At 68.6% G+C, this 26,578-nt stretch carries 27 protein-coding genes; 14 read left to right on the top strand and 13 right to left on the bottom strand.

The annotated features are described in order from the left end of the window. The first annotated feature begins 278 nt into the window (after positions 1–278). The 3 genes from ACZ54P_RS10080 (at position 279) to ACZ54P_RS10070 (ending at position 1,585) form a co-directional block, all read left to right on the top strand. A complete protein-coding gene (locus tag ACZ54P_RS10080) occupies positions 279–734 on the top strand; it encodes a hypothetical protein (protein WP_465461167.1) in 456 nt (151 codons plus the stop codon). A 29-nt stretch (positions 735–763) separates the two neighbouring features. Continuing rightward, positions 764–1,084, top strand: coding sequence for a hypothetical protein (locus ACZ54P_RS10075; RefSeq protein WP_465461166.1), 321 nt, complete (start codon positions 764–766; stop codon positions 1,082–1,084). A 339-nt stretch (positions 1,085–1,423) separates the two neighbouring features. Then, on the top strand, positions 1,424–1,585 hold the full coding sequence (locus ACZ54P_RS10070; protein WP_465461165.1) for a hypothetical protein: 162 nt from the start codon (positions 1,424–1,426) through the stop codon (positions 1,583–1,585). 14 nt (positions 1,586–1,599) lie between these two features. Here the strand turns inward: ACZ54P_RS10070 and ACZ54P_RS10065 are convergent, their stop codons facing one another. Further along, positions 1,600–2,442 (bottom strand): alpha/beta fold hydrolase, encoded by an 843-nt coding sequence (locus ACZ54P_RS10065; protein WP_465461164.1) that lies wholly within the window; start codon positions 2,440–2,442, stop codon positions 1,600–1,602. Positions 2,443–2,528: 86 nt separating this feature from the next. Between ACZ54P_RS10065 and sigJ the strand changes: the two genes are divergently transcribed. The 3 genes from sigJ (at position 2,529) to ACZ54P_RS10050 (ending at position 5,602) form a co-directional block, all read left to right on the top strand. Further along, positions 2,529–3,473 (top strand): RNA polymerase sigma factor SigJ, encoded by a 945-nt coding sequence (sigJ, locus tag ACZ54P_RS10060; RefSeq protein WP_465461163.1) that lies wholly within the window; start codon positions 2,529–2,531, stop codon positions 3,471–3,473. 82 nt (positions 3,474–3,555) lie between these two features. Continuing rightward, a complete protein-coding gene (locus tag ACZ54P_RS10055; RefSeq protein ID WP_465461162.1) occupies positions 3,556–4,734 on the top strand; it encodes an NAD(P)/FAD-dependent oxidoreductase in 1,179 nt (392 codons plus the stop codon). Between the two features lie 25 nt (positions 4,735–4,759). Continuing rightward, on the top strand, positions 4,760–5,602 hold the full coding sequence (locus ACZ54P_RS10050; RefSeq protein ID WP_465461161.1) for an NAD(P)H-binding protein: 843 nt from the start codon (positions 4,760–4,762) through the stop codon (positions 5,600–5,602). A gap of 23 nt (positions 5,603–5,625) precedes the next feature. Here ACZ54P_RS10050 and ACZ54P_RS10045 read toward each other — a convergent pair whose 3' ends face one another. Next, a complete protein-coding gene (locus ACZ54P_RS10045) occupies positions 5,626–6,750 on the bottom strand; it encodes a C40 family peptidase (protein ID WP_465461160.1) in 1,125 nt (374 codons plus the stop codon). Further along, positions 6,750–7,709, bottom strand: a complete 960-nt coding sequence (locus ACZ54P_RS10040) for a nucleoside hydrolase (RefSeq protein ID WP_465461159.1) — start codon at positions 7,707–7,709, stop codon at positions 6,750–6,752. Before ACZ54P_RS10040 ends, ACZ54P_RS10045 begins: the two co-directional genes overlap by 1 nt. A 53-nt stretch (positions 7,710–7,762) precedes the next feature. Between ACZ54P_RS10040 and ACZ54P_RS10035 the strand changes: the two genes are divergently transcribed. Then, positions 7,763–8,521 carry an acyltransferase gene (locus tag ACZ54P_RS10035; RefSeq protein WP_044852646.1) on the top strand — a complete coding sequence of 253 codons (759 nt, stop codon included), beginning with the start codon at positions 7,763–7,765 and terminating at the stop codon, positions 8,519–8,521. A gap of 7 nt (positions 8,522–8,528) precedes the next feature. Here the strand turns inward: ACZ54P_RS10035 and ACZ54P_RS10030 are convergent, their stop codons facing one another. After that, positions 8,529–9,095 (bottom strand): NADAR family protein, encoded by a 567-nt coding sequence (locus tag ACZ54P_RS10030; protein WP_177242282.1) that lies wholly within the window; start codon positions 9,093–9,095, stop codon positions 8,529–8,531. Between the two features lie 93 nt (positions 9,096–9,188). On the opposite strand from ACZ54P_RS10030, the gene ilvA reads away from it, so the two are divergent. Beyond that, positions 9,189–10,445: a threonine ammonia-lyase IlvA gene (gene ilvA / locus ACZ54P_RS10025; RefSeq protein WP_465461158.1), complete on the top strand. Its 1,257-nt coding sequence runs from the start codon at positions 9,189–9,191 to the stop codon at positions 10,443–10,445. A gap of 82 nt (positions 10,446–10,527) precedes the next feature. Here ilvA and ACZ54P_RS10020 read toward each other — a convergent pair whose 3' ends face one another. Both ACZ54P_RS10020 and ACZ54P_RS10015 read right to left on the bottom strand, forming a co-directional pair. Beyond that, positions 10,528–11,352, bottom strand: a complete 825-nt coding sequence (locus ACZ54P_RS10020; RefSeq protein WP_465461157.1) for an NAD(P)H-binding protein — start codon at positions 11,350–11,352, stop codon at positions 10,528–10,530. Positions 11,353–11,430: 78 nt separating this feature from the next. Continuing rightward, entirely contained in the window at positions 11,431–12,858 is a 1,428-nt protein-coding gene (locus ACZ54P_RS10015) for a short-chain fatty acyl-CoA regulator family protein (RefSeq protein ID WP_465461156.1), read from the bottom strand. A gap of 233 nt (positions 12,859–13,091) precedes the next feature. On the opposite strand from ACZ54P_RS10015, the gene aceA reads away from it, so the two are divergent. The 3 genes from aceA to ACZ54P_RS10000 all read left to right on the top strand — a co-directional run bounded on the left by aceA (position 13,092) and on the right by ACZ54P_RS10000 (position 16,587). Next, positions 13,092–14,378: an isocitrate lyase gene (gene aceA, locus ACZ54P_RS10010; RefSeq protein ID WP_465461155.1), complete on the top strand. Its 1,287-nt coding sequence runs from the start codon at positions 13,092–13,094 to the stop codon at positions 14,376–14,378. Between the two features lie 106 nt (positions 14,379–14,484). Next, a complete protein-coding gene (aceB, locus tag ACZ54P_RS10005) occupies positions 14,485–16,089 on the top strand; it encodes a malate synthase A (protein ID WP_465461154.1) in 1,605 nt (534 codons plus the stop codon). 366 nt (positions 16,090–16,455) lie between these two features. Continuing rightward, positions 16,456–16,587 carry a hypothetical protein gene (locus ACZ54P_RS10000; protein ID WP_465461153.1) on the top strand — a complete coding sequence of 44 codons (132 nt, stop codon included), beginning with the start codon at positions 16,456–16,458 and terminating at the stop codon, positions 16,585–16,587. 101 nt (positions 16,588–16,688) lie between these two features. Here ACZ54P_RS10000 and ACZ54P_RS09995 read toward each other — a convergent pair whose 3' ends face one another. The 6 genes from ACZ54P_RS09995 to ACZ54P_RS09970 all read right to left on the bottom strand — a co-directional run bounded on the left by ACZ54P_RS09995 (position 16,689) and on the right by ACZ54P_RS09970 (position 23,312). Then, the gene (locus ACZ54P_RS09995; protein ID WP_465461152.1) at positions 16,689–17,942 is read right to left on the bottom strand and encodes a glycosyltransferase family 4 protein; all 1,254 of its coding nucleotides are present in this window, start codon (positions 17,940–17,942) and stop codon (positions 16,689–16,691) included. 183 nt (positions 17,943–18,125) lie between these two features. Continuing rightward, positions 18,126–18,614: a glutathione peroxidase gene (locus ACZ54P_RS09990; RefSeq protein ID WP_465461151.1), complete on the bottom strand. Its 489-nt coding sequence runs from the start codon at positions 18,612–18,614 to the stop codon at positions 18,126–18,128. A gap of 13 nt (positions 18,615–18,627) precedes the next feature. Beyond that, positions 18,628–20,139, bottom strand: coding sequence for a 1,4-alpha-glucan branching protein domain-containing protein (locus tag ACZ54P_RS09985; protein ID WP_465461150.1), 1,512 nt, complete (start codon positions 20,137–20,139; stop codon positions 18,628–18,630). Next, entirely contained in the window at positions 20,136–20,909 is a 774-nt protein-coding gene (locus ACZ54P_RS09980; RefSeq protein WP_465461149.1) for a class I SAM-dependent methyltransferase, read from the bottom strand. The genes ACZ54P_RS09985 and ACZ54P_RS09980 overlap by 4 nt, the downstream gene beginning before the upstream one ends. 67 nt (positions 20,910–20,976) lie before the next feature. Next, the gene (locus ACZ54P_RS09975; RefSeq protein ID WP_465461148.1) at positions 20,977–22,035 is read right to left on the bottom strand and encodes a ParA family protein; all 1,059 of its coding nucleotides are present in this window, start codon (positions 22,033–22,035) and stop codon (positions 20,977–20,979) included. After that, positions 22,032–23,312: an ATP-binding protein gene (locus ACZ54P_RS09970; RefSeq protein WP_465461147.1), complete on the bottom strand. Its 1,281-nt coding sequence runs from the start codon at positions 23,310–23,312 to the stop codon at positions 22,032–22,034. The genes ACZ54P_RS09975 and ACZ54P_RS09970 overlap by 4 nt, the downstream gene beginning before the upstream one ends. Here ACZ54P_RS09970 and ACZ54P_RS09965 point away from each other — a divergent pair. Then, positions 23,296–23,718, top strand: coding sequence for a hypothetical protein (locus tag ACZ54P_RS09965; RefSeq protein WP_465461146.1), 423 nt, complete (start codon positions 23,296–23,298; stop codon positions 23,716–23,718). The two genes, ACZ54P_RS09970 and ACZ54P_RS09965, sit on opposite strands and share 17 nt — an antisense overlap. Here ACZ54P_RS09965 and ACZ54P_RS09960 read toward each other — a convergent pair. Beyond that, complete coding sequence (locus ACZ54P_RS09960) at positions 23,699–24,550, bottom strand: DegV family protein (protein WP_465461145.1); 852 nt, start codon at positions 24,548–24,550, stop codon at positions 23,699–23,701. The genes ACZ54P_RS09965 and ACZ54P_RS09960 overlap by 20 nt on opposite strands. 242 nt (positions 24,551–24,792) lie before the next feature. On the opposite strand from ACZ54P_RS09960, the gene ACZ54P_RS09955 reads away from it, so the two are divergent. Both ACZ54P_RS09955 and ACZ54P_RS09950 read left to right on the top strand, forming a co-directional pair. Continuing rightward, positions 24,793–25,578 (top strand): electron transfer flavoprotein subunit beta/FixA family protein, encoded by a 786-nt coding sequence (locus ACZ54P_RS09955; protein ID WP_465461144.1) that lies wholly within the window; start codon positions 24,793–24,795, stop codon positions 25,576–25,578. Positions 25,579–25,604: 26 nt separating this feature from the next. Then, entirely contained in the window at positions 25,605–26,564 is a 960-nt protein-coding gene (locus ACZ54P_RS09950; protein ID WP_465461143.1) for an electron transfer flavoprotein subunit alpha/FixB family protein, read from the top strand. The last annotated feature ends 14 nt before the right edge of the window (positions 26,565–26,578 follow it).

Below are 26,578 nucleotides of genomic sequence, written 5' to 3'. Positions count from 1 at the left end.
AATGGTAGTTCGTGCAAGCCGCCGCGATCGCCGCGGTGTCCCCATGGAATGGCCACACCTCGGTGATGCGCCGGTGCTCCATGCCTTCGTGGCCGCGCCGGATTCCGCCGTACGGCAGGCCATCCGGTTGAGGCGGCACCAGATAGGGGGAGAAAAACGGGGTGAGCGGCGCGAAGCATGCCTTGCCGGGACCGCCCGCGGCGAAATCGGCCGGATGGTCGCCCGGCGGGGCCGAAAGGCCGATCACGCCGCCACTTCCGCTTGCTTGACTCGATCGTATGAACACGAAGATCACGGCGGCGGTGCTCGTCACCGCGACCGCGACGGTCGCCTTGGCCGGATGCGGTCTCAAAGAAGGTCTGACCGAAAAGGCGAACGGCCACGTCAAGACGGTCGGCTACCCGACCGGCGCGGAAGGCAAGCAGGACAAGGACACCCGGCTGCCGGAGTGGGTGCCGGACAAGGCCGCTTCGGTCACCGAGGTCATCCGGACCACCGGTTCGGAGCGGCTCCTGCGGTTCACCGGCGGGGAGCTGCCCGACCTCTGCGTGCCGGGCCCCGCCGCGCCCCAGCCGGCCACGCTGATCGCCCCTTGGTGGCCGCAGGGCCAGGAAAGCCGGACCGACAAGGTCTGCGGTGAATGGCATGTGCTCGTCCAAGACGGCGCTGTCTACGCGTTCAAACCGGAAACGCTGGTGAGTTCCACGTCCTCCGGTCGTCGTCCACGAGGGTGAGCCCTCGCCGATGGCGCGGGCGCAGGGGGATGCTCGACATCCACGACTGCAACGGCCGGCTCGCCGTCGAGGCGGCAGGCCTGATGGACGAGTTCCGCGGCCTGATCCTGGAGGGCAGCCAGGCGCTGCGCGTCGTCGATTCGGACGGGACCGTCCTGTTCGAGAAGGGCGACGACGCCGTCGGCGCGCGGACACTGGACGACGGCCGCCACGAAGTGGCCTTCGCCGACGGCAGCACCACCGTCACCGGTCTCCTGGTCGGCGCCGACGGCGCGTGGTCACGGGTGCGGCCGCTGCTCACGGACGCCGCACCCGAGTACACCGGCGCGTCCGTCGTCGAGACTTATTGAGAAGTAAAGACAACCGTGTCGTGGTTGCGGGCGGGCCTGTTCGTCAGGGTGAGGGGCAGGCCGGAAGGCGTAACACGCGTGCTCAGAGACGGAACTCGCGTGCCTGGACCCCGCACTCGGGTGTTACGCCTCCAAGCACGCGAGATCCGGCTCCAAGCACGCGAGTTCCGGCGCCACGTCACCCAAGCCACCACCCCGCCCGAACACACCACGTCTGCCTCAACCCTCTATCTCTGTTCGACGCCGACACCCGGCATGTCGCCGCGGCAAGGCGGTCGGCGGCGGGTCGATGTCCGGGAACGGGGCCGAACCGCTGGACTGGTTCGAGACCGGGCGTCGGTGGGATCGGGTGCCGGGAATACCCTCATCGGCGACGCCGCGCACCTCGCGGCCCTGAACGGCGAAGGCGCCAACCTGGCGATGCTCGACGGCGCCGAACTCGGCAAAGCCCTCCCCTCCCAGCTGCTCGACCTGTTCGGAGGCGGGGATCGCGCGTCCTGAGCCCAGGACGATGACTAGAGCTCGAGCATCGCGGCGGCGATCTCGTCGGCGGCCGCGGCGGGGATCGCCGTCGCGGCCTGTTCGAGCACCAGCAACCGCGCTCCGGGGATTTCGCGCGCGAGCGCTTCGCCGTTGCCGACCGGGAAGAACCGGTTGAGCCGGCCGTGCACCACGAGCGTCGGTATCGCGAGCTCCGGAAGGCGCTCACGCCACCGCGGCGCGCAGTCGAGTTTGGAGAAGACCAAACCCATCTGATTGGCCATCTGGACGGGGGGCTCCGTGCTCGGCGCGCGGTCGAAGACGCGCTCGGCGGTCGCGCGCGCCGCGGCGGGATCGTCGCCGAGGACCTCCGCTCCGGCGGCGGCGAACTCCGCCACGGCGGCGCGATCGGACCAGTCGGGCATCGGGAGCGCGAACCGTCGCTTCAGCACCGCCATGTCGTGGTCGGGCAGGTCCGCGTCGACCGGGCCCGGCGCGACGGGCCGGGTCCCGGCGAGGGTCAGCGCGGAGAACGCGTCCGGGTGGTCGAGCGCGGCGACCTGGGCGACCATCCCGCCGACACCGGCGCCAGCCAGATGCGCGGGCCGGTCGTCCAGCCCGCGGGCGAGCGCGGCCGCGTCGGCGGCGAGATCCCGGAGCGTGTACGCGGGCGCTTCGGGGTCGACGGTGGTCGACGTGCCGGAGTCGCGCAGGTCGTAGCGCACGACGTGGCGGCCGCCGTGCGCGAGCGACGCGCAGAGCTCGTCGGGCCAGGAGAGCATGGTCGTGCCGCCCACCAGCAGCACGAGGGGTGCTTTCGTGTCACCGAAATGCTCGACCCCGAGCGTGACGCCTTCGGGTGTGCGGAACGAGTGCATCGTCAACCTCCAGAACGGCCGCGTGATCGTGGCCACGTTAGCCAACGGGCGGAGTGACGGTACGCGTAACTGGTTAACTGGGCGCCATGCTGGTGGGAGCGCACGAGGTCGAGGCATTCGAGGCGGCGAGGGCGCGGCTGGAGGCGATCGCGTACCGCCTGCTGGGGTCCGCGAGCGACGCCGAGGACGCGGTGCAGGACACGTACCTGCGCTGGCAGTCCGCCGACCGGGAGCTGATCGAGACACCCGAGGCGTGGCTGACGAAGGTGCTTACCAACCTGTGTCTCAACCGGCTCACCTCGGCGCGGGCGCGGCGGGAAACCTATGTGGGCCAATGGCTTCCCGAGCCGGTCTTCGCCGGGGACCGGATGCTCGGCCCGGCCGAGACCGTCGAGCAGCGTGATTCGGTCTCGATCGCGATGCTCACCCTCATGGAACGGCTCTCGGCCAAGGAACGCGTCGTGTACGTGCTGCGCGAAGCGTTCGGTTACTCGCACGGCGAAATCGCCGAGGTCCTCGACCTCACCGAGTCGAACTGTCAGCAGATCTACCGCCGTGCCAAGCAGCACCTGGCCGCCGACCGGCGACGGGTCGAGGTCGACGCGGCCGCGGCCAGGAAGATCGTCGAGGAGTTCCTCGCCGCGGCTCTCAGCGGCAGGACCGACTCACTGGTGCGGATGCTGACCGACGACGCGATCCACGCGGGCGACGCCGGTGGCGTGTTCTTCTCGCTGCCGCGGCCGATCACCGGTGCGCTGCGGGTGGCGAGGTTCCTGCGCGGACTGTTCCAGCCCAGCGAGGCCAGATGGGAGATGATCGGCGGCAGGCCCGTCCTGTTCGCCGCGGTCGCCAACGGGATGCCCGCGCTGGTGCTGATGGTCGGAGACCGGGTCGTCATCGTCCTCACCCTCGACGTGACCACCGACGGCATCGCGGCCGTCCACACCCAGGCGAACCCCGCCAAACTCGACCGCGCGGCACGCCAATGGGCCATTTCGGACCAAGGGGAAGCACTCGTCGACAACTGGTGACCTGGATCATAACTCGCATCTGTCAGGTTTCGTGCCGCTGTCCGGTTCAGGAAGCGAACACCGACCAGACAGGAGCGAGACCATGAAGCACCGCATCGTCGTCCTCGGGGCCGGATACGCCGGAGCCAACGCCGCCGGGCGCCTGGCCAAGCGACTGCACCCCGCCGACACCGAGATCACCCTCGTCAACGCCGACCCCGAGTTCGTCGAGCGTGTCCGCATGCACCAGCTCGCGACCGGCCAGGACCTGAAGCCCCGCGCGCTGACCGACGTCTTCGCGGGCACGGGCGTGCAGGTGCGGATCGCCAGGGTCGCCGCCGTCGACGCCGAGCGCAAGACCGTCGCTCTCGCCGACGGTTACGGCAAGATCGCCTACGACACGCTCGTCTACGCCCTCGGCAGCACTGCCGCCGAGCACGGAGTTCCCGGCGTCGCCGAGCACGCCCACCACATCGCCGGCAAGCAGTCCGCGCTGCGGCTGCGCGCGCGGCTGGCCGACCTCGCCGCGGGCGGGACCGTGCTCGTCGTCGGTGGTGGCCTCACCGGCATCGAGGCCGTCACCGAGATCGCCGAAGCCCGGCCGGACCTCGAAGTCGCGCTCGCCGCCCGCGGCGGCCTCGGCGACTGGCTGAACCAGAAGGCGCAGCGCCACCTGCGCAAGGCGATCGACCGGCTCGGCGTCACGGTGCACGAGCACACCGGCGTCGCGAGCGTCGGACCGACCGGCGCGGTCACCGCCGACGGCCGCGCGATCCCGGCCCAGGTGACCGTCTGGACGGCGGGCTTCGCCGTCCACCCCATCGCCGCGGCCACGACCCTGGAGGTTTCCGCGACCGGGCAGATCGTCGTAGACGAGACCATGCGGTCGGTCTCGCACCCCGACGTGTACGCCGTCGGCGATGCCGCGTTCGCACCGGGCGCGAGTGGCAACACCTTGCGGATGTCCTGCGCCTCGGGCGTTCCTTCGGCCCACCTGGCCGCCGACGTCATCGCCGCGCGCCTGACCGGGCGTCCGATCCCTCCGAACAAGATCGGCTACACCGGACAGTGCGTCAGCCTCGGTCGCCATGACGCCATCGTGCAGTGGGTGACCCCGGACGACCAGCCCAAACCGTCCGCGGTCACCGGCAAGACGGCCGCACGCCTGAAGGAGCTGATCTGCAAGACCGCGGCCTGGAGCGTCTCCCACCCGACGTCGATGCTCCCCACCCGTCGCCGCCACGCGATCCCGGCCGAAGAGCCCGTCGCGATCACCGTCTGAAAGTTCGAGCGAAGGAAAGACCATCATGATGCTGATCACCGGAGCCAACGGCGTCGTAGGCCGTCAGGTGATGAATCTGCTGCTGCGCGAAGGCACCGCCGTCGCCGCGGTCACTCGCGGCCCTGGTGGCGCCCCGCTTCCCGGCAAGGTGAAAGCCGTCAGTGGCGACCTGTTCCGTCCACAGTGGATCAAAGCGGCCCTGGACGGAATCGAAGCGATCCAGATCAGCCCGCGTGCGACCGGCCCGGGCCTCGACGAGCTACTGAAGCTGGCGGTGGGGCAAGGCGTGCAGCGTGTGGTGCTGCTTTCGGCCACCACCGTGGCATACCCGGCGGGGGAAACCCGCTTCGCCGCCCAATTCTCCTCCGCCGAGGATCTCGTCACCGGCTCGGGTCTGAAGTGGACGATCCTGCGCCTGGCCGACTTCGCCGCCAACGCGCTGGCTTGGGCGCCACAGCTCAAGGCCGGCGATGTGGTGCGCGGCGCGTACGGCCGAGCCGCCACCTCCCCGATCCACGAAACCGACATCGCCGAGGTCACCGTACAAGCCCTCCGCGGCAGCATCCCGGCGAATTCCGTGTACACCCTGACCGGTCCACGGTCCCTGGACCAATACGAAAAGGTGCGGCTCATCGGCGACGCCATCGAGCGGACGCTGTCCTTCCAGGAACTCCCGCCCGAACAAGTACGGCAAGGCATGCTCGCGCAAGGACTGCCCGAGGAGGTCCCCGCCCGGCTGCTCGGCTCGCTGGCCGACTACAGCGATCGCCCCGGCCCCACGACGGGCACCGTGGAAGACCTTCTGGGCCGCCCCGCGCTCACCTTCGCCGACTGGGCACGCGACAACGCGGACGCCTTCCGGCGCTGATCATTACAAGGACGCGGCACGGCTCAGGTGGCCGGGCGCCCCGCCCCGGCGTAGTCGTCGCCCTGCTTCCGGTAGGTGTGCACCTGCACCGCCTGCCCGGTCTGCGGGGCGTCGATCATCTGCTGGTTCCCGATGTACAGCCCGACGTGGTGGATCTTCGTGTTCGGCTCGCCGTAGAAGATCAGGTCGCCCAGCTGGGGATCGGTCACCTTGGTCACGCTGTGGTACTGCGTGTGGGCGGTGCGCATGAGCTTGACGCCGGCGCTCGCGTACGCGGCCGTCGTCAGGCCGGAGCAGTCGAAACCGGGGTCGCCGCCGCCGGTGCCGTTGCCGCCCCAGACGTAGGGAAGGCCGATCTTGTCGATGGCGAAGTTGACCGCGCTGAGCGCCGCGGCGTTCGGCGGCTGCGGACTTTGGCCGACCGTGCCATAGACGTTCACGGTCGCGAGGGTGCGGTGCATCAGCAGCGGCGCGGGCTGCAACGTGCTCACCGCGTTCCACCAGGTCTGGCCCTGGCCGAGGTCGCGCCCGTCCGCGCACAGGGCGCGCCCGGCGGTGAGGGTGGCGTCGTCGATGTTCTGCGGGTTCGGTTCGCCGCCGCTCGCCGAGGCTTTGAACCGGTTCCAGACCGAGGGCGCCAGCTGCAGCGGGCCGCTCGCGTTCTGGACGGACACGACCTTGTTGTAGAAGTCACGGACCTCGATCATCCCGATCGGCACGGTCGTCACACCGTCGGCGTCGATACTCGAGCCGGTGGCCCGGCCGTGGTCCGACGCGATCTTCCCGAGCGCCGCCAGCGTCACCCAGGACAGCCGGCAGCCCGGCGTCTCCTTGCTCAGCGTCACGGTGGTCTTGGCGTAGCCGGTCATCGCGCGCAGCGGGATGTCGAGCCAGCCGCTGGTCTTCGACACCCAGGCGTCGAACTCCTGCCCCAGCTGCTGCGGAACCTTCGGCTGCTCCTTCGGCATCTCCGCGGGAGCGGAAGACGACGGCGGCGCGGGCGGGACCGAGGACTGGACGGCGGCGGCTTCCGGCTTGGTCTCGTCCTTCGGCGCGAAGGTGATGGCGGCGACCAGTGCGGCGCCCGCGACGACGACCGCGGCGGCGATCACCGGAAGTCTGCGGCGGCGTGAGATTTCCTGTTCCATCAGCGACCGCCGATGATACGGCCGAGAACGAAGTCGCGGAAGGCCTCGACGTCGGTGGTCAGCGCGACGTCGATGACGCGCCCGGGCACGGCCTGCGGATCGGTGCTTCGGAGCCTTCGCCGGTCGACCAGGGTCGCTCCGCGGGCAGGGCCGAAGCCGCATTCGACGTCCACCGGATACGACTCGGTGTCGAGGATGCCCGGCCGGATCGCTTCGGCGACGGCGACCGCGTCGTGCATGACCATCCCCGGGAAACCGAGGATCGGGCTGTAGTGCTCGACGTAGGTGGGGGTGAGCGCTTCGAGCGCCGCGCCGAGCGGGCCGGACGCGGCGAGTTTGCCGAGCCAGGTGGTGTCGACCGTGCACTGGTGCGTGATGTCCAGCGGGACCAGCACCGTCGGGACGTCCTCGTCGGCCAGTACCCGGCGCGCGGCCTCGGGGTCGCTCCAGATGTTGAACTCGGCGGCCGTGGTGGAGTTCCCCTTGGTCACGCCGCCGCCCATGATGACGAGGCGGCCGATCTTCTCGCGCAGTTCCGGATGGGCGGCCAGCAGCAGCGCGATGTTCGTGAGCGGGCCGACCGGGGCGATGGTCACCGGTTCGTCGGCGGCTTCGAGCAGATCCGCCAGCAGGCGGACGGCGCCGCGTTCGTCGAGCGGACGTGTCGCCTCCGGCAGCAGGCCGGCGTGGCCGGACAGGCCGTCCTGGCCGTGGACGAAACCGGCGGCTTTGGCGTTGTCGTAGACCAGAGGCCGCGCAGCACCGGCGGCGACGGGCACGTCGTCCCGGTCGAACAGCCGCAGCAGACGCCGCGCGTTGGCGGTGGTGTGGCTCAGCGGGACGTTGCCGAACACCGTGGTCACGCCCAGCAGGTCGACGTCGTCGGACCGCGCGGCGAGCGCCAGCGCGAAAGCGTCGTCGACCCCCGGGTCGGTGTCGATGATCAGCTTGGTGCCCATACGCGTGCTCCCCTTTGCGGTCGGCGGCCTGATCACAGGTTACGGTCACCGGTATGACGTCCATGTGGGGTGCGCCCGCGTTGTCGAGACTGCGCGCTTGGGGCCAGGCCAGGCGCGACCCGCGGCAGGCGAAGTTCCTGACCGCCGATTCGCTGCGCTGGGTGCTGCGAAACCGCGCTTACACACCTTGGTACCTGGTCCGGTACTGGCGGCTGCTCAAGTTCCGGATCGCGAATCCGCACATCATCCTGCGCGGCATGGTGTTCCTTGGCAAGGACGTCGAGATCCACTGCCGCCCCGGGTACGGGCGCCTGGAGATCGGCCGCTGGGTGCACATCGGCGACGGCAACGCGATCCGCTGCCACGAGGGTTCACTGCGCATCGGCGACAAAGCCGTGTTCGGGCGCCAGAACGTGCTCAACGGCTACCTCGACATCGAGCTCGGCGCGGCCACCCTCGTCGCGGACTGGGTGTACATCTGCGACTTCGACCATGTCACCACCGACATCACCGTCCCGATCAAGGACCAGGGCATCGTGAAGTCACCGGTGCGGATCGGTCCGGACACCTGGATCGGCACCAAGGTCTCCGTGCTCAAGGGCACCCGGGTCGGCCGCGGTTGCGTCCTCGGCGCACACGCCGTGGTGCGAGGCGACATCCCGGACTACTCGATCGCCGTCGGCTCACCGGCCCGTGTGGTGCGGAACCGGCAAGACGACTACGCCGCCGACGCCGCGCGTCGCGAAGCCGTCGCGGACATGGCGCGTAAGGCGAACAAGGCGCTTCAGAAGACCCTCGGCGTCGATTCCTGATCGAGGGCTAGCCGCGCAGCTGCTCCCGGACCTCCATGAGCGCGAAGCCCAGCAGGTTCTGCCCGCGCCAGTAATCGGGGCGCGTGGCGTTCTTGTCGTCACGGGCGACGCCGCTGCCCCAGACCAGGTCCATCTTGGACGCCTCGACGATCACCTTGTCGCCCGTGCTCAGCAGGAACTCGCGCAGTTCGGCGTGCTGGCGGAACTTCTCCAGGTTCCCGTCGACGACGACGTCGAAGCGGTGCCGTTCCCATTTCTCTGCGTCGAAGTTCGCGACCTCGCGGCCGAGGATTTTGGCGGTCTTGGGGTCCGGCGCCTCCCGGATGGCCCGCGCGGCGTCGTAATCGCCGAACAGTTCGGCCTTGCCCGCCATCATGTAGTGCTCGGCCGTCGGGTACCGCTCGCCGCCCGCGACGAACGGCGCCACCCACCACTGGCTCAGGCAGGCTGCGTTGACCCGGCCGCTCTTGAGCGGGGTGTGGCCGTAGAAGAGCTGGTACTCGGGCTCCGCGCCACTGTGGACCAGCTCGCGCAACGCATCGAGACTCCGGACTCCGTCGACCTTGCTCACCATGACGTCCAGTGGACCACAGACCACCGACAACCCGTGCACTGGACTAGGACCACTCTCCGGCGTGGCCCGGGGTGGTCAGTACATTCAGCATTCGTGCGAGGGATCGAAACGGTGAGCGCCCGAACGGTCGAAGAGGCCGCGAAACGACTGGCCGGGGTGGTGACCCGCACGCCGCTCGAACCGAACGAGCGGCTCTCGGCGCGGGTCGACGCCCGGGTCTGGCTCAAACGCGAAGATCTCCAGACCGTGCGTTCGTACAAGATCCGCGGCGCGTACAACTTCATCGTCCAGCTCGACGCGGACAAGCGGGAACGCGGCGTCGTCTGCGCGAGCGCGGGCAACCACGCGCAGGGCGTCGCGTACGCGTGCCGCCGTCTCGGCGCCGACGGCCGTGTCTACGTCCCCGGCACGACTCCCCGGCAGAAGCGCGAGCGGATCGCGACCTTGGGCGGTTCGCATATCGAGGTCATCGTCGTCGGCGAGACCTACGAAGACGCCTTCACCGCCGCGAAGCAGGACGCCGAAAGCACCGGCGCGACGCTGGTCCCCGCGTTCGACGCGCCGGAGACGGTCGCCGGACAGGGCACGGTCGCGATGGAGGTCGTCGCGCAACTCGGCTTCATCCCGGACGTGATGGTGGTGCCGGTCGGCGGGGGCGGGCTGCTCGCGGGTATCGCCGCATGGGCGGCGGAACGCGCGCCGGAGATGCGGATCGTCGGCGTCGAACCGGCGGGCGCGACCTGTATGGCGGCCGCGCTGGCCGCCGGTGAGCCGGTGCGGCTCGAAGCCGTCGACACGTTCGTCGACGGTGCCGCGGTCGCGCTGGCGGGGTCGGTGACGTATCCGCTGGTCCGCGACGGCGGCGTCGAACTCGCCGACGTCGCCGAGGGCGCGATCTGCACGGAAATGCTCGCGATGTACCAGTCCGACGGCGTGATCGCCGAACCCGCGGGCGCCCTCGCGACCGCGGCGCTGGGCACGACGGTGAAGATCGATCCCGGGCAGATCGTGGTGTGCGTCGTCTCCGGCGGGAACAATGACGTCAGCCGCTACGGCGAAGTGCTGGAACGGTCGCTGATCCACGAAGGACTGAAGCACTACTTCCTGGTGGGTTTCCCGCAGGAGCCCGGTGCGCTGCGGCGGTTCCTCGACGAGGTCCTCGGCCCGGACGACGACATCACGCGGTTCGAGTACGTGAAACGCAACAGCCGCGAGACCGGGCCCGCGCTGATCGGCATCGAACTCGCGCGGCCCGGTGACCTGGAAGGGCTGCTGCACCGGCTGGAGACGAGCCCGCTGCAGGTGGAGCGCGTGGAGCCGGGCAGCCCGCTGTTCCACTTCCTGGTGTGACGCCTTCGTCCCTTCCGCGTTTCGTCCTCTAAATGCGATACTTGCGTGTGCAACTACCGCATTCAGAGGACGAAACGCGGAGTCAGCGGAAGGCGGCCAGGTGGGCTCGCGCCCAGTCGGCGAACGGCCGCGCGTCGCGTCCGGTGAGGTCCCGCACGGCGGAGGTCACTTCGGAGTCGTCGAACTCGCCGTCGGCGAAGAAGCGGAAGAACGCGTCGACGTACTTCTCCGGCATCTCGGCGCTCATCGTCACGCGGGCCTCGGCGTCCGAAAGCGGCGACAGCCGCAGGTCTCGCCCCAGCAGTTCGCCCAGGATCCGCAGCCGGTCGGCGGGCCGGAGCGCCTCCGGTCCGGTGATCGCGTAGGCCCGCCCTTCGTGCCCCGGTGTGGTCAGGGACTCCGCTGCGACGGCCGCGATGTCGTAGGGATCGATCGTCGCCACCGGCACGTTCGCGAACGGCTCGCGGACGACGTCGCCCTCCTTCAGCTGCGGGATCCACCGCAGCGTGTTCGACATGAACCCGCTCGCCCGCAGGAACGTCCAGGCCAGCTCCGACGCGCGCACCGACGCCTCGGCCGCCAGGTGCATCCCGGCGACGGCGTTGTCCTCGTGCCCGCCGACGACCGACCGCGACGAGAGCAGCGTGACCTGCTCGACGCCCGCGTCCCGCATCGCCGCGAGCGCGCCCGGCATGTCGTCGTAGCCGCCGAGAAGGAAAACCGCGCGCACACCTTCCAGCGCGGGTTTCAGGCTCGCCGGATCGTTGAGATCGCCCGGCACGCCTTCGACGCCGTCGGGCAGCGGCCGCGGCATGCGGACCAACGCCCGGACGGGATGTCCGCCGCGGGACAGTATTCCGGTCAGTTCCGAGCCGACGTTCCCGCCGGCTCCGGTCACCAAGATCATTCGGTTCTCCCCAGTGCGGTGGCCGTTGTCACAGGCGGCGGCCGTCGTCGGCAACCCTGCCAGGGAGATCGAGACGGCTCAAGGCGCTTTGGGCACCGCCGGGTACGGGACGAACGTGCTGGTGTTCTCGTCCACCGTCAGCTGCTTGCCGATCGTGGGGAACGCGCGCTGGGTGCAGGCCGGGCGTTCGCAGACTTTGCAACCCATGCCGATCGGGGTGGCCGCGGCCCGGTCGTCGAGGTCGAGACCGGTCGAATAGATGAGCCGTTTCGCGTGCCGTAATTCGCAGCCGAGCCCGACGGTGAACGTCTTCCCCGGACTGCCGTATCCGCCGATGTTGCGGGATACCGTCCGCGCGATCCAGAAGTAGCTCTTGCCGTCCGGCAGGGTCGCGATCTGGGTGAGGATCTTGCCGGGTTGGGTGAACGCCTCGTAGATGTTCCACAGTGGACAGGCGCCGCCCACGCGGGAGAAGTGGAAACCGGCCGCGGACTGGCGTTTCGACATGTTCCCCGCCCGGTCGACGCGCACGAACGAGAACGGCACGCCGCGGTTCTTCGGCCGTTGCAAGGTCGAAAGCCGGTGGCAGACGGTCTCGAAGCCGACGCCGAAGTGATCGCACAGCCGCTCGATGTCGTAGCGGAAACGCTCCGCCGTCGACAGGAACGGTCCATACGGGAGGATCAGCGCGCCCGCGAAGTAGTTCGCCAGCCCTACTCTCGCCAGCGAACGCGCCGCCGGACCGGAAAACGCCCACGAGTCGGCGAGTTCGGTGATCAGGTCGTCGTACTCGAGCAGCGCGATCTGCGAGGCCATCCGGAACGCCTGCTGCCCGACGCGCAGGCTCGGTGCCAGCCGCAGCACCCGCGGTCCCGGCTCGTACCGGTGCTGCTCGCCGTTGGACTCGTCGATGCCCTCGTTCGTGACGTCGACGCCGTAGCGCTGGGTCAGCGTTTCCTTCAGCGCCGCGAGCACCTGACCGCGTTGCAGCGGGATGTCGTGCGCCATCCGTTCGGCGCGTTCGTCCAGTTCGGCGACGTAGTTCTCCCGTTCGTAGAAGAAGTCACGGACCTCTTCGTGCGGCAGCGCGGTGGCGGCGCTGCCGTGCATGCCAAGGCCGTTTTCGGTGGTCAGCGCGGCGGTGTTCTCGATGGCGTTGCGATAGCTGCGGTGCAGTTTGACCAGGGCCTGGGCGATCGTCGGCAGGTTCGTGGCGAGGTCGTTCAGTTCACTGGTGGTGACGTCGACGCCGAGGACCTCGTCGATCAGCGCTTCCTTCACGTCCGCGACCAGCCGCGCGGTGTCGTTGTTGGCGAAGAACTCGGTGTCCACTCCGAACGCTTGGGTGATGCGAAGGAGCACAGGGACGGTCAACGGACGTGAGTTGTGCTCGATCTGGTTGAGGTAACTGGGTGAGATCTCCAGCACACGTGCCAGATCCGCCTGGCTCATCGACCGGCTTTCGCGCAGATGCCGAAGCTTCGCTCCGGCGAAGGTTTTGTCCACGCAGGCCTCTCTGTCCGCAAGGTTTCCGGGCCTGAACGATTCAGTGAACGGTTAAGCCCGTGGTTTTTCGTCCAGCTTGCGAACCTGTAATTCGCAACCTTTGCAGAATGCTACGGAAGATTCGCAGAAATTGGCAAATTGGAGGCCTGGATCCGATTTCCCCTGTCGTGTCAGGGTCTGGTCTGGTCAGGCAAGGCGATCACTCGCAAACTTCGCAACACCGGGAGAATCCGATGACTGAGCACGCGCAGCAGCTGGAGCAGGCGGCCGCCGAACTGACCAAGCAGTGGGAGACCGACCCCCGCTGGGCGGGCGTGCAGCGGTCGTACTCCGCGGCTGACGTGGTCAAGCTGCGCGGCAGCGTGGTCGAAGAGCACACGCTGGCCCGTCGCGGCGCCGAGAAGCTGTGGGACCTCCTGCACAACGAGGACTACATCCACGCGCTGGGCGCCCTGACCGGTAACCAGGCCGTGCAGCAGGTCCGCGCCGGCCTCAAGGCCATCTACCTGTCCGGCTGGCAGGTCGCCGCCGACGCCAACCTGTCCGGCCAGACCTACCCGGACCAGAGCCTCTACCCGGCCAACTCGGTGCCCGCCGTCGTCCGCCGCATCAACAACGCGCTGGGCCGCGCCGACCAGATCAACTGGGCCGAGGGCAACACCGACATCGACTGGTACGCCCCGATCGTCGCCGACGCCGAGGCGGGCTTCGGTGGCCCGCTCAACGCGTTCGAGCTGATGAAGGGCATGATCGCCGCCGGTGCCGCGGGTGTGCACTGGGAGGACCAGCTCGCGTCCGAGAAGAAGTGCGGCCACCTCGGCGGCAAGGTGCTCATCCCGACCAAGCAGCACGAGCGCACGCTGAACGCCGCCCGCCTCGCCGCGGACGTGCTGAACGTGCCCTCGCTGATCGTCGCCCGCACCGACGCCCAGGCCGCGACCCTGCTGACCAGCGACGTCGACGAGCGCGACCAGAAGTACACCACCGGTGAGCGCACCGCGGAGGGTTTCTACACCGTCACCAACGGCATCGACCCCTGCATCGACCGCGGCCTCGCCTACGCGCAGTACGCCGACCTGCTGTGGATGGAGACCTCCAAGCCGGACCTCGAGGTCGCCCGCCAGTTCGCCGAGGCCATCAAGGCGAAGTACCCGGACCAGATGCTGGCCTACAACTGCTCGCCGTCGTTCAACTGGAAGAAGCACCTGGATGACGCGACGATCGCGAAGTTCCAGCGCGAGCTCGGCCACATGGGCTACAAGTTCCAGTTCATCACCCTGGCCGGCTTCCACGCGCTGAACTACTCGATGTTCGACCTGGCGCACGGTTACGCCCGCGAGGGCATGACCGCCTACGTCGACCTGCAGGAGCGCGAGTTCGCTTCGGAGGACCGCGGTTACACCGCCACGAAGCACCAGCGCGAGGTCGGCACCGGCTGGTTCGACAACGTCGCGACCGCGCTGAACCCGGCCAGCTCGACGACCGCGCTCGCCGGCTCCACCGAGGCCGAGCAGTTCTGATCCCCCGCAAGTAGGTGCCAGGTGGCGGTCTCTCGAACCCCCCAAGGGAGACCGCCACCGCCCTTCCTTCCTCCCCAACTCTCGCGAAGCCCAGCGGAGGCACACCATGGTTGAGAAGCTGAACTACCGGATCGACGTCTGCGGACCCACCGGTGACCGGTTCGACGAGATCCTCACCCCGGCCGCACTGGACTTCGTGGCCAAACTCGACAACGCGTTCGCCGGCCGCCGCCGCGAGCTGCTCGACGCCCGCCGCACCCGCCGCGAGGAGCTGCAGTCCGGTGAGAAGCCGCTGGGCTTCCTGCCCGAGACGCGCTCGATCCGCGAGGACGACAGCTGGTCGGTCGCCCCGGCCGCGCCCGGTCTCGAAGACCGCCGCGTCGAGATCACCGGCCCGACCGACCGCAAGATGACGGTCAACGCGCTCAACTCCGGCGCGAAGGTCTGGCTCGCCGACTTCGAGGACGCGACCTCGCCGACCTGGCACAACGTGATCGACGGCCAGCTCAACCTGTTCGACGCGATCCGCCGCGACATCGACTTCACCACCGAGGCGGGCAAGCGCTACGCGATCGGCGACGAGCCCGCGACGATCGTCGCCCGCCCCCGCGGCTGGCACCTGGTGGAGAAGCACATCCGCATCGACGGCCGGCCGGTTTCGGCGAGCCTGGTCGACTTCGGCCTGTACTTCTTCCACAACGCGCGCCAGCTGCTGGCCCGCGGCAGCGGCCCGTACTTCTACCTGCCGAAGCTCGAAAACCACCTCGAAGCGCGGCTGTGGAACGACGTCTTCCTGCTGGCGCAGCGGGAACTCGGTATCCCGCGCGGCACCGTCCGGGCCACCGTGCTGATCGAGACGATCACCGCCGCGTTCGAGATGGAGGAGATCCTCTACGAACTGCGCGAGCACGTCTCCGGGCTCAATGCCGGCCGCTGGGACTACATCTTCAGCGTCATCAAGAACTTCTCCTCGCACGGCGCGGACTTCGTGCTCCCCGACCGCGCGCAGGTGACGATGACCGTCCCGTTCATGCGGGCCTACACCGAACTGCTGGTGCGCACCTGCCACAAACGCGGGGCGCACGCGATCGGCGGCATGGCCGCGTTCATCCCCAGCAAGGACCCGGAGATCAACGCGACCGCGCTGGAGAAGGTCCGCCAGGACAAGGAACGCGAGGCGAACGACGGCTTCGACGGTTCCTGGGTCGCCCACCCCGGTCTGGTCCCGGTCTGCCGCGAGGTGTTCGACGGCGTGCTCGGCGGCTGGCCCAACCAGCTCGGCAAGCTCCGTGAGGACGTCGACGTCACCGCCGAGGACCTGCTCGACGTCGCCAGCGCTGGCGGTGAGGTCACCGAAGCCGGTGTCCGCGCCAACATCAACGTCGCGCTGCGCTACATCGACGCCTGGCTGCGCGGCACCGGCGCGGCGGCGATCCACAACCTGATGGAGGACGCCGCCACCGCCGAGATCGCCCGCTGCCAGATCTGGCAGTGGATCCGCAACGGCACGAAGCTCGAAGACGGCACCGCGCTCACCCACGAACTCGCTGTGTCCTATTTGGACGAAGAGCTGGCGTCGATTCGCGCCGAACTGGGCGAGGGCAACCGTCTCGGCGACGCCTACGAGATCTTCACCGAGACCGCGCTGGGCGAGAAGCTGCCGAGCTTCCTCACCACCGGTGCGTACGCGCGGTACCTGACCACGCACTGACGAAAGGCTCCGGCCGCCCCTACCTGACGCGGGGCGGCCGGGTTCCACACCGGTTTGGGACGGTGTGGCCCATCGGGTCCGGCGGTGGAGGCTCCCCGCCGCCGGACCCGCTTCACGCGCGCGCTCCTCCGGTGGCGCCTGTCGGGCGCGCGCGTGTCATGAGGGGTCCCCATAGGACACTTTTCGTCCCATGGGGACCCCTTATGACGTGCGGGACGAGAGCAGCCCCGGCACCGGAATCGGGACGAACCGGTCACGGACCGCGAATAGGTAGGGGTACGTAGTGATACCCCCGTTGTTTCCCTGGCACGGCGCGCGGATGCTCTGCCCCGGGTGGGTTTCCGCCCGAATCCCCGAGGAGCCACCATGAAGAAGCAGTTGAGAACCGTCTTGGCCGCGACCTTCGCCGTCCTCGCCGTCGCTCTCGCCGCCCCCACGGTGTCCGCTTCGGCCGGGGTCTCGGTGCGACCGGACTGTGTCCGGCCCTGCCACTTCTGATCTTCGCCACCTAGAGCAGACACGGGGGTCGTGCCCCTCGCGACCCGCGACGCTCGTGGCGGGGGAGCCGGGTCCCCCGACGCCCGGCCCCCTCGTCACCCTCACGGCTCGAAGGCGTTGCCCGTCGCGATCTTCGGGCGGCCCAGCTCCACCGGTTCCCCGACGCGAGCCCGCCGGTAGACGGCGGCGGTCGCCTCCGCGATCCGGCCCCAGTCGAAGTCGGCGGCCAGCCGCGACTGCGCGGTCAGCGCCCGCCGCGCCGCGGCGACCTCGTCGTCCAACACCGCCTCGACCGCGTCCCCGAGGGCGTCGACGTCGCCGGGGCTGAACGCCAGCCCGGTCTCGCCGTCGACGACGACCTCGCCGAGCCCGCCCGCGGTGGACGCCACGAGCGGTGCCTTCGCGGCGGCGGCTTCCAGCGCGACGATCCCGAACGGTTCGTACCGGCTGGGCAGCACGACGGCGTCGGCAGCGGCCAGTACGGCACGCAGTTCGCGGTCGGACAGGTGCCCGACGAAGTCCACCGCGCGGCGGACGCGCAGCTTCCGCGCCTGGTCGACGAGTTCATCCAGATGCCTGCCCTTGCCGGCGACGACCAGCCGCGTACCCGGCTTGGCGCGACGGATCCGGGGGAGGGCGGCGAGCAGATCCTGCACGCCCTTCTCCCATTCCAGCCGTCCGAAGTAGAGCAGCAGAGGCGCCCCGGACGGGCTGTAGACCTCACGTGCGTGCGCGACCTCTTCCGCGGGCACCTGCCAGCTGCGTTCCTCGATGCCGTTGTGGATCACGGTGACGGCGTCGCCGTCGACCTCGAACAGATGTGCCACCTCACGGCGCATGGCCTGCGAACAGGTGATCAGCGCGTCCGAGCGGTTCGCGAGCCACCATTCGACCGAGTGAACCTGCTGGTTCAGCGGATGCGAGAGCCAGCCGGAGTGCCGTCCGGCCTCGGTGGCGTGGATCGTGCCGACCAGCGGGACCCGCGCGGCCTCGGCGATCGCGATCGCGGGGTGGGTGACCAGCCAGTCGTGCGCGTGCACGACGTCCGGCTGCCAGCCGCGCAGCAGGTCGTTCGCGGCCCGGATCATCGCGTGCCCCATGGCCAGCGTCCACGCGACGAGGTCGCGTTCGAAGGTGACGTGCAGCGGATCTTCGGCCACCCGGATGATCCGGACGCCCTCGACGACGCGATCGGTCCGCGGATGGGTCTCGGCGTCGGTGCCCGCCGTGTGACGGCACAGGACGACCACGTCGTGGCCTTGTCGGGAGAGGTGCCGGGCCAGGGCGTGGACGTGCCGTGCGAGTCCGCCGACGACCACGGGTGGGTACTCCCACGACAACATCAGCACGCGCATGGGTGGAGGTTACTCGTGAGTCGGTCGGTACCGGGACGGGGCGATCACCCCCACAGTCCGCGAACGCCGGCTGAGCAGCGGAACACCCCGGAAGGGATCATCTGCACCGCCCCCCTGTGCTCAAGGTCACAGGTGGCGCGCGAGGTCCTCTTGAGCGCCAGCATCGAGGCGGGGAGCTGACGCTCAGTCGCCGACTGTCGCCTCGATCGCCTTGGTGATCTCGCCGCCTTCGGGTTCGGTGCGCGGGCGGAATCGGCCCACCACTTCACCGGAGGGGGCGACGAGGAATTTCTCGAAGTTCCACTGCACGTCGCCCGCGGCGCCTTCCGCGTCGGCCGCCTTGGTCAGTACGGCGTAGAGCGGGTGACGATCTTCGCCGTTCACGTCCAGCTTTTCGAACAGCGGGAACGAAACCCCGTATGTCGTCGAGCAGAAGGTCTGGATCTCCTCGGCGGTACCCGGCTCCTGACCGGCGAACTGGTTGCACGGGAAGCCGACGACGGAGAAACCCTTGTCCGCGTAGCGTTCCTGCAGCTTTTCGAGACCGGTGTACTGCGGCGTCAGGCCACACTTCGACGCGACGTTCACCACCAGGAGGGTCTTGCCGCCGAGCGCGCCGAGCGTGGTGTCCTCGCCCGCGAGTGTCTTCAGTGGAATGTCGTGGATGCCCATGGTTCCCCTTTCGTCATTTCCTCAGCAGGTCGCGCGCGTCGATGTGGCCGAATGGCCCGTCGTCACGCCGGTACGCCGCCGCGGCCTGCCTGGCTCGCTCGGGTGAGCCCTCGTGGACCAGTCGGGCGAGCGTGTCGAACCGATCGGTGTGCACCTTCGCCCGCCGTCGCGCGTAGTCGGCGGCGGAATCCTTGGTGACCATGAACGCCCAGTCGCTCGAAAGCGCCAGCATCGCCTCGGCGACGGCCTGATCGCGGACGGCGTCGCGGGTCGTGGTGTCCATCCCCGTGACCAGGTCGAGCATCCGGTGCTGCAGTGCGGTGTTGTCCCGCACCATGTCCGCGACCTGCTCGCCGTCCCAGACCCGCCAGTCCTTGCCCGAACCCCACGACGACGCCGGCAGGTCGACCTTCCCGCCGAGATGGCCGGCTTCGAGCGCGCCCTTGAGTGTCGTGACGCGGACACCGGCCTCGGGCAGCGCGCGCAGGACGCCTTCGAGCCAAGCTGGTCCCTCGTGCCACCAGTGCCCGAACAATTCCGTGTCGTAGGCGGCGACGACGAGCGACTCGCGGCCATGTTCGGCCTTCAGTGCGCGCAACCGGGCGACGACGGTGTCGACGAAGTCCCGCACGTGGCCGCCGAGCGTGCCCGCCGCCATCACCGGGTCGTACGGGGCCTTGTCCGGCGGTTCGACGGTCTTGCCGGTCACCCGGGACGGTTTGAGGCCGACCTCGTGCGCCCAGGTGTGGAAGTCGCGGTAGGCGGCGTGGCCGGGGTAGCCGGCTTTCGGCGACCAAACACGATAGGTGACTTCGAGATCGCGGCCGAAGCAGACGACGTCGGAGTCACCGACGGTCCGCGCCGCCGAGGTGTCACCGTGCAGGGACGGCCCGTCGACCATGAAGCGCTGCACACCGGCCGCGGCGTACCCGGTTTCCATACCGGGCGCGTAACCGCATTCAGGTGCCCAAATGCCTTCGGGACGCTGTCCGATCCGCAGTGCGGTGTCGGCCAGGCCGCCACGCAGCATGAAGTCGCGGACCGTCGGATCGAGCAGCGGCTGGAACGGATGCGCCAGCGGTCCGCCGAGCAGTTCGATCGTTCCCGAGTCCACTAAGGACCGGAGAATCGGGGAGAAACCATGGCGCCAGCGGGTTTCGAGTTCTTCCGCGGCTTTGGTAGCGGTCCGGTACTCGCTCGCTGCCAGCTCGCGCAGCAGTGGGTCGCCACGCCAGAGCGTGGACGCGTGCCAGGCGCGCAGCTGCCAATGCCCGAGCCAGTCGTGGAAGGCGTCGATGCAGTAGGGGTCGTCGAGCTGCGCGGCGAGGATCGGCGTCATGCCGAGGGTGAGGACGTCTTCGCGGCCCTCGTCGGCGAAGCGGCGCAGGAGATCGACCATCGGCAGATAGGAGTGGGCCCAGGCCTGATAGAGCCATTCTTCGCCGACCGGCCAGGACCCGTGGTGCGGCAGCCACGGCAGATGGCTGTGCACGACGAGGCAGAACGTGCCCTCGTACTCGCTCATGCGCGCACCGCCACGGCGACGAGGTCGAGGCTGGCGTCGAGGTCTTCGCCGTGGATGGCGAAATCCGCCGCCTGGATGCCTTCGACGTCGGCGAGCAGTTCGGGTGGCCAGGTCGCTTGCCCGGGCAGCTGGCCCATGACGACGTCGAGCTGGGCGTCGATGATCGAGCCGCCGTACTTGTCGTCGAGTTTCCGCACGCCTTCGCCGTGGTGGAGACCGTGCAGCGTCTCGACCTCGAAACCGGCCTCACGGAGCAGTTCGTCCAATTCGGACGGTGCGAGTTCCCTGGTGTGGAATGGGTTGAGCGGGGTGTCGCTGTCCGGGGTGAAGGTCAGCCGGTTGGGCGTGGTGACGATCAGCCGTCCGCCGGGGGAGAGCACGCGGCGGCATTCGGCGAGGAACGCACCCTGATCCCAGAGGTGCTCGATCACCTGGAAGTTGGCGACGACGTCGACCGAGGCGTCCCGCAGCGGCAGGAACACCAGATTGGCCCTGGCCACTCCGATGCCGGAGTAGCGCCGGGCGACGTGCTCGGTAGTGGCGATGTCGTAGTCGAGCGCGAGCACCCGCTCGGCGACGGTGGCGATGAGCCCGGCGCCGTAGCCCTCGCCGCAGCCGGCCTCCAGGACGCTCTTGCCCGCGCACAGCGGCAGGAGCTGGTGATACGCGGCCTCGTGACGGCGGTACCAGTAATTCTCCGCGGCGATGCCGGGCACGGTGCGTTCACCCGTGAGGTGCAGCGCTTCGGCCCTGGTGGCTGGGGTGGTCACGCCGCGACCCTACCGGTGAGTCACTTCGGCACGAACGACCCGAACGAGTAAAGGGGGGAGGGTCACTTCAAGGTCCGTCCACTCTCAGGCTCGTCCCCGAGACGCCGTCCAGCCTGTCGACGAGGGTGCGCGCCAGTTGCTCGAACTCCTGACGGCATCTCTGGACGAGAGTTTGCGTACTGCCGAGCGCGCCGTCCGCCGAACGCAGGTCGAACATCGGCTTCCGGGCATCGTGCGCCAAGGGCATCAGACTTTGATAGTTCCTCAGGGTCGCTATCTCGTAGTTCTCGTCGGTCGCCGAGTCCTTGCCGAGAACCGCCGAGTCGTACACGTCCGGGATGCGGTCGAGCCACCTTCGATATGCCTTGACCGGGCGGTCCAATCGCATTACCGGCTGCATGATCACGTAACCCAACGGCGTCATGTCACCACTGGGCGCGGAAATATCCGACGGTAACTGCGGCCTGATGTTCCGCTGCCAGCTTCGGCGCCAACCGCGCAGCGTGGGGCCGAGGTTGTGCAGTCCTCGTAGGGAGAAAAGATCGGCCGAGAGCGGCGTGAGCACCGTGTCCGCGGAGAGCAGTGCCGCACGGTTGATAGCCCCTAGATTGGGGCCGACGTCTATGAGGACGATCTCGGCCTGCACATCCGCCTGTGCTCTTTCTATCAGCCGGTAGAACGCCGTCGTGACACGCAGAGCCGCTTTATCACCTTCGAAGCACCTGAACCAGCTTTCCGAGAGCTTGTCTTCGAACCCGCTCAGCTCCAAATCCCCAGGCAACAACCAAAGATTGTCCCTGATCCGAATGGGGCGTTGTGGTGCGATGTCGCCCACCCCCTCGCGGATGGGGGCGAGGGCGGTCGCGATCGTGCCGGAATCGGCGTCCACCGGACCGAACAGCTTGGGCATGGTGATGTCGGCCTCCGGCCAGGCCGGGGTTTGCGGTTCGTCCCAAAGCATCGCCAGATCGTCCTCTTCGAGGAATTCGGCCGTCAGGTTCGACTGGGGGTCGAGATCCACGGCCAGCACCCTGAAACCGAGCCGCTGAAGCATGTGAGCCAGGTGATAGGTCAGCGTGGTCTTCCCGACACCGCCTTTGTTGTTGAACATCGCCACCGAAGTCATGAAGCCCTCCGCAGGGTTACCGACCAGGATGACGAGTCCACCGCGAACTCAGGCGCCGGATTCCCGTTCCGCGCGAGGGAGGCACGAATGCGGCCGATGCCGCGGCCGAATCGGTTCACATAGCCGAGCGATTTCATGGCCGCCGCCAAGGACGGGTTCCGGTAGTCGTTGACCCGGTCGAAGTTGTCCGCCCGAACTTGTCCGTAGGGCCCGCCGGGGTTGGTCACCTCGATGCGATCGTCGAACCAGGCCACCCGAACCGGAGCATTGGAGCTCTCGTAGTTGCGGTGCATGACCGCGTTCATGCATACCTCTCGCAGCGCATCGAAGGGATAGTCCGGCTTTTGCTCTTCGCGGAACCCCGGCCCTTCCGACAACCGTGTGTGCAAGTGGCCGCGGAGCACCGCCCCGAGTCGCGTGGCGCTGCCGATCAGATTGGACCGCATCTCTTGATCGTCGGCGATGGCCGCGTCCAGATCGGTCCCTCGATAGCGCACGAATTGCAAGTATGCGCCGGGTATGAAGCCGCTGGGATCCAATCCCAGCACCAGCAGTCCCAGCACTGTCGGCGTGCCTTGCATGTCCGCGAGCCGCAACGACGCCAGCTGCTGTTCCGGCGTCCTGCCGTTTTCGTCGATCACTTCCGGCGCGACGATCGAGGGAAGGTAGTCGGACCGAAAAAGGGAGAGATCGAGGTCGTCGAGCTTGGCGATGCCGACCGGTCGGCTGTCGTAGGGAAGATCCGTCGCACGACGGCGCTCGCTGAGGACCCGTTCGTCGTCTCGCGTCGCTTTCCTCGTGGTAGGCCCCGGACGGACCCAGGTGATCCCCTTGTACCTGACCGGAGGCGTCGAGGATGCCCGCACCTCGATATGCACGATCGGCTTGCCGCGATACTCGGCGGCTTCAACCGTCATCGATGGGCGATCGAGGATCTGGCCGTCCTCACGAAGGTCCGTGTAGCGGAGGAGTTCCTCATCGCTCGTGTCGACACCGTCGACAGGTTCGCCGTGCTTGTCGACACCGATGAGCAAGTGCCCGACGCCCTTCCGCGCGAGGTCGTTGGCCAGCGCACAGATCGCCTTCCGAAGCACGTCTCGATCCTTGCCGGACTGCTTGAACTCCAGGTTGACCGTCTCCTGGCTGCCCAGCAGGTCGGCGAGATCCTTGGTCATGACCAACATAATCGCAGACCAGGTGTTCGAAGCTCGCGCGCCGCGCGGCTTGTCACGTTTCGCGGCGCTACCAAGTCCAGGGGGTATGCAAAGGACAATCACGCGCGTACTGCTCGTCGTCTTCGGCCTGATCGAACTGCCGGTCGGACTCTGGTCGCTGTTCAGCCCCAGCGGCTTCTACCAGGACTTCCCCGGATTCCGCACCGGCTGGGTGGCGATGGACGGCCCCTTCAACGAGCACCTGCTCCGCGACTTCGGCGGACTCAACCTGGCCCTCGCCGCCATCCTGTTCGGCGCCGCCGTGATCGGGACGACCGCGGTGGCCAGGCTCGCGGCGCTCGCCACCTTCTGTTTCGGACTGCCGCATTTCCTTTACCACCTGGGCCACGTCTCGCATTTCGAGCCGGTGGACCAGGTGGGCATCCTCGTGACGACCGCGCTGGGCGCGGTGCTTCCGCTGGTGGTGGCGCTGATTCCGGGCAAACGGGTCACACCGGCGACACCGTGATGCCGATGGCGCCGGGGCCGAGGTGGGCGCCGAGGATCATGCTGGCGTCGACCAGAGTGCTGTCGACGATATGCGGCACCCGCGCGCGCAGCCGTCCGCCGATCTCGAGGTCGCGTTCGTCCGGGCCGAACCGGGTGATCGCGAGTTCGACCTCCTGATCGCCCGCGCATTCCACCGCGAGGTCGACGAGTTTGTTGAGCGCCCGCCGCTGGCCCGGCACCCGCGTCAGCGGCGCGACCTCACCGTTCTTCAATGTCAGCAGGGGTTTGATCGAGAACGCGGAGCCGAGGAACGCCTGCGCCGCGCCGATCCGGCCACCGCGGCGCAGGAACTCCAGCGTGTCGACGTAGAGGATCTCCCGGCTGCCGCGGAACCGGCGTTCGGCCGCGTCGATGACCCGCGTGGCCTGCCCGCCCGCGGCGGCGACCTTGGCGGCCGAGGTCGCCGCGAAACCGAGGCTCATCCCGGTGGTCCCGCTGTCGAGGACGTGGACCGGGACGCTCACCTGCTCGGCGGCCTCGCGGGCGGCGTTCACCGTCTCCGACATCCGCCCCGAGATGTGGACGCTGACGATCGCCGAGGCGCCTTTGCTCGCGGCGTCCTGGAACGCCCAAAAGAACGCGGCGACCTCGGGAGGCGCCGTCCGCACCGGCGTACCGGCGCGCAGTTCGCGGATGATCTCCTCGCGGTCGCAGCGGTTCTCTTCTTCGAACTGGGCTCCGACCTGCAATTGGACCTGAACGACCCGGATTCCCCAGCGTTCGGCGACCGAGGTGGGAAGGCAGGCGGTCGAGTCCGTGATCACGGCGACAGGGCCGGGAAAGGAACGCATGGTGCGGCAGATTAACCCGTCGCTCTACCGGGAGTACTCCCGAGTACGTCCGTTCGGGTTAGTCTCGCGGTTACACTCACTTCCGGGTGAAAAACCTGGACGATGGTCCCAGTAAAACGTGCATCCAGGTGAATGAGGTCACCTCGGCGGGCCGCGGCGCGGAAATGGCCCTAATCTACCGGCCAGTAGAGCTGTTGCCCCGTGGCCGTCGCCGGCCACCAACGGGAGGTCGAAGTAGACCCATGACGAACATCGTTGTCCTGGTCAAGCAGGTACCGGACACCTACTCGGAGCGGAAGCTCTCCGGTGCCGACAACACTCTTGACCGCGAATCCGCCGACGCCGTGCTCGACGAGATCAACGAGAAGGCCGTCGAAGAAGCCCTGAAGATCAAGGAAGCCGGCGAAGGCGAGGTCACCGTCGTCTCGGTGGGCCCCGACCGTGCGACCGACGCGATCCGCAAGGCGCTGTCCATGGGTGCCGACAAGGCCATCCACGTCTCGGACGAGGCTCTCCACGGTTCCGACGCGATCGCCACCGCCAAGGTGCTGGCCGCCGCGATCGGCAAGGTCGAAGGCTACGACCTGGTCATCACCGGCAACGAGGCCTCCGACGGCCGCGGTGGCGCCGTGCCCGCGATCATCGCCGAGCTGCTCGGCCTGCCGCAGCTCACCCACGTGAACGAGCTGACCGTCGACGGCACCTCGATCAAGGCCGACCGCTACACCGAGGACGGTGTCACGCACCTCGAGGCGAGCCTGCCCGCGATCGTGAGCGTCGGCGAGAAGATCAACGAGCCGCGCTACCCCTCCTTCAAGGGGATCATGGCCGCGAAGAAGAAGCCGGTCGAGACGCTGACCGTCGCGGACCTCGGCCTGGACGCGGGCGAGGTCGGCCTCGGCAACGCCTGGTCGGCCGTGCTCGAAGCCTCCCCGAAGCCGCCGCGCACCGCCGGTGAGCGCGTCGAGGACGAGGGTGACGGCGGCAGCAAGGTGGCCGCCTACCTGGTCGCGCAGAAGCTCATCTGAGACAGGTTTCGAGGAGGAATAGGGAAATGGCTGAAGTACTCGTCCTCGTCGACCACGTCGACGGTGAAGTCAAGAAGGTCACGCTCGAGCTGCTGACCGCCGCTCGTGAGCTGGGTGAGCCGTCCGCGGTCGTCGTCGGCCCGACCGGCACCGCCGCCAAGGCGAAGGAAGCCCTCGCCGCGCACGGTGCCGCCAAGGTGTACGTCGCCGAGGGTGACAACGCCACCGGCTTCCTGGTCACCCCGAAGGTGGACGTCCTCACCGCGCTCGCGGAGCGGACATCCCCGGCCGCCGTACTCGTCGCGGCCAGCGCCGAAGGCAAGGAGGTGTCCGCTCGTGTCGCGGTCCGCCTCGGCTCCGGTCTGCTGTACGACGCCGTCGGCGTGAACGGCGACGGCAGCGTGGACCAGTCCATCTTCGGTGGCGCGTTCTCCGTGAAGTCCAAGGCCACCAAGGGTGCCCCGGTCATCTCGATCCGCCCCGGCGCGGTCGAGGCGACCCCGGCCGACGGTGCCGCCGCCGAGGAGACCGTCGAGGTCCCCGCGGGCGACCCGGCGAAGTCCGCCAAGATCACCGGTGTCGAGCCGATCGTCGGCGGCGACCGGCCGGAGCTGACCGAGGCCTCGGTCGTCGTCTCCGGTGGCCGCGGTGTCGGCTCGGCCGACAAGTTCGACGTCGTCGAGTCGCTGGCCGACTCGCTCGGCGCGGCTGTCGGCGCTTCGCGTGCCGCTGTCGACTCGGGCTACTACCCGGCGCAGTTCCAGGTCGGCCAGACCGGTAAGACGGTCTCGCCGCAGCTGTACATCGCGCTGGGCATCTCCGGTGCGATCCAGCACCGGGCGGGGATGCAGACCTCGAAGACCATCATCGCGGTCAACAAGGACGCCGAGGCGCCGATCTTCGAGATCGCCGACTTCGGTGTGGTGGGCGACCTGTTCAACGTCGCGCCGCAGCTGACCGAAGAGGTCCAGAAGCGCAAGGGCTGAGTCCTTCGTTCGAA

The organism is Amycolatopsis sp. NPDC034160, assembly GCF_055575355.1.
The sequence above is the reverse complement of the archived record's forward strand: the minus strand, read 5'-3'. Positions and strand labels throughout refer to the sequence as shown.

Coding starts and splice junctions, on each gene's coding strand:
- ACZ54P_RS10080 (WP_465461167.1), top strand. CDS start 279: ATGAACACGAAGATCACGGCGGCGGTGCTCGTCACCGCGACCGCGACG.
- ACZ54P_RS10075 (WP_465461166.1), top strand. CDS start 764: ATGCTCGACATCCACGACTGCAACGGCCGGCTCGCCGTCGAGGCGGCA.
- ACZ54P_RS10065 (WP_465461164.1), bottom strand. CDS start 2,442: ATGCACTCGTTCCGCACACCCGAAGGCGTCACGCTCGGGGTCGAGCAT.
- sigJ (WP_465461163.1), top strand. CDS start 2,529: ATGCTGGTGGGAGCGCACGAGGTCGAGGCATTCGAGGCGGCGAGGGCG.
- ACZ54P_RS10055 (WP_465461162.1), top strand. CDS start 3,556: ATGAAGCACCGCATCGTCGTCCTCGGGGCCGGATACGCCGGAGCCAAC.
- ACZ54P_RS10050 (WP_465461161.1), top strand. CDS start 4,760: ATGATGCTGATCACCGGAGCCAACGGCGTCGTAGGCCGTCAGGTGATG.
- ACZ54P_RS10045 (WP_465461160.1), bottom strand. CDS start 6,750: ATGGAACAGGAAATCTCACGCCGCCGCAGACTTCCGGTGATCGCCGCC.
- ACZ54P_RS10040 (WP_465461159.1), bottom strand. CDS start 7,709: ATGGGCACCAAGCTGATCATCGACACCGACCCGGGGGTCGACGACGCT.
- ACZ54P_RS10035 (WP_044852646.1), top strand. CDS start 7,763: ATGACGTCCATGTGGGGTGCGCCCGCGTTGTCGAGACTGCGCGCTTGG.
- ACZ54P_RS10030 (WP_177242282.1), bottom strand. CDS start 9,095: ATGGTGAGCAAGGTCGACGGAGTCCGGAGTCTCGATGCGTTGCGCGAG.
- ACZ54P_RS10020 (WP_465461157.1), bottom strand. CDS start 11,352: ATGATCTTGGTGACCGGAGCCGGCGGGAACGTCGGCTCGGAACTGACC.
- aceA (WP_465461155.1), top strand. CDS start 13,092: ATGACTGAGCACGCGCAGCAGCTGGAGCAGGCGGCCGCCGAACTGACC.
- aceB (WP_465461154.1), top strand. CDS start 14,485: ATGGTTGAGAAGCTGAACTACCGGATCGACGTCTGCGGACCCACCGGT.
- ACZ54P_RS10000 (WP_465461153.1), top strand. CDS start 16,456: ATGAAGAAGCAGTTGAGAACCGTCTTGGCCGCGACCTTCGCCGTCCTC.
- ACZ54P_RS09995 (WP_465461152.1), bottom strand. CDS start 17,942: ATGCGCGTGCTGATGTTGTCGTGGGAGTACCCACCCGTGGTCGTCGGC.
- ACZ54P_RS09990 (WP_465461151.1), bottom strand. CDS start 18,614: ATGGGCATCCACGACATTCCACTGAAGACACTCGCGGGCGAGGACACC.
- ACZ54P_RS09985 (WP_465461150.1), bottom strand. CDS start 20,139: ATGAGCGAGTACGAGGGCACGTTCTGCCTCGTCGTGCACAGCCATCTG.
- ACZ54P_RS09975 (WP_465461148.1), bottom strand. CDS start 22,035: ATGACTTCGGTGGCGATGTTCAACAACAAAGGCGGTGTCGGGAAGACC.
- ACZ54P_RS09965 (WP_465461146.1), top strand. CDS start 23,296: ATGCAAAGGACAATCACGCGCGTACTGCTCGTCGTCTTCGGCCTGATC.
- ACZ54P_RS09960 (WP_465461145.1), bottom strand. CDS start 24,550: ATGCGTTCCTTTCCCGGCCCTGTCGCCGTGATCACGGACTCGACCGCC.
- ACZ54P_RS09955 (WP_465461144.1), top strand. CDS start 24,793: ATGACGAACATCGTTGTCCTGGTCAAGCAGGTACCGGACACCTACTCG.
- ACZ54P_RS09950 (WP_465461143.1), top strand. CDS start 25,605: ATGGCTGAAGTACTCGTCCTCGTCGACCACGTCGACGGTGAAGTCAAG.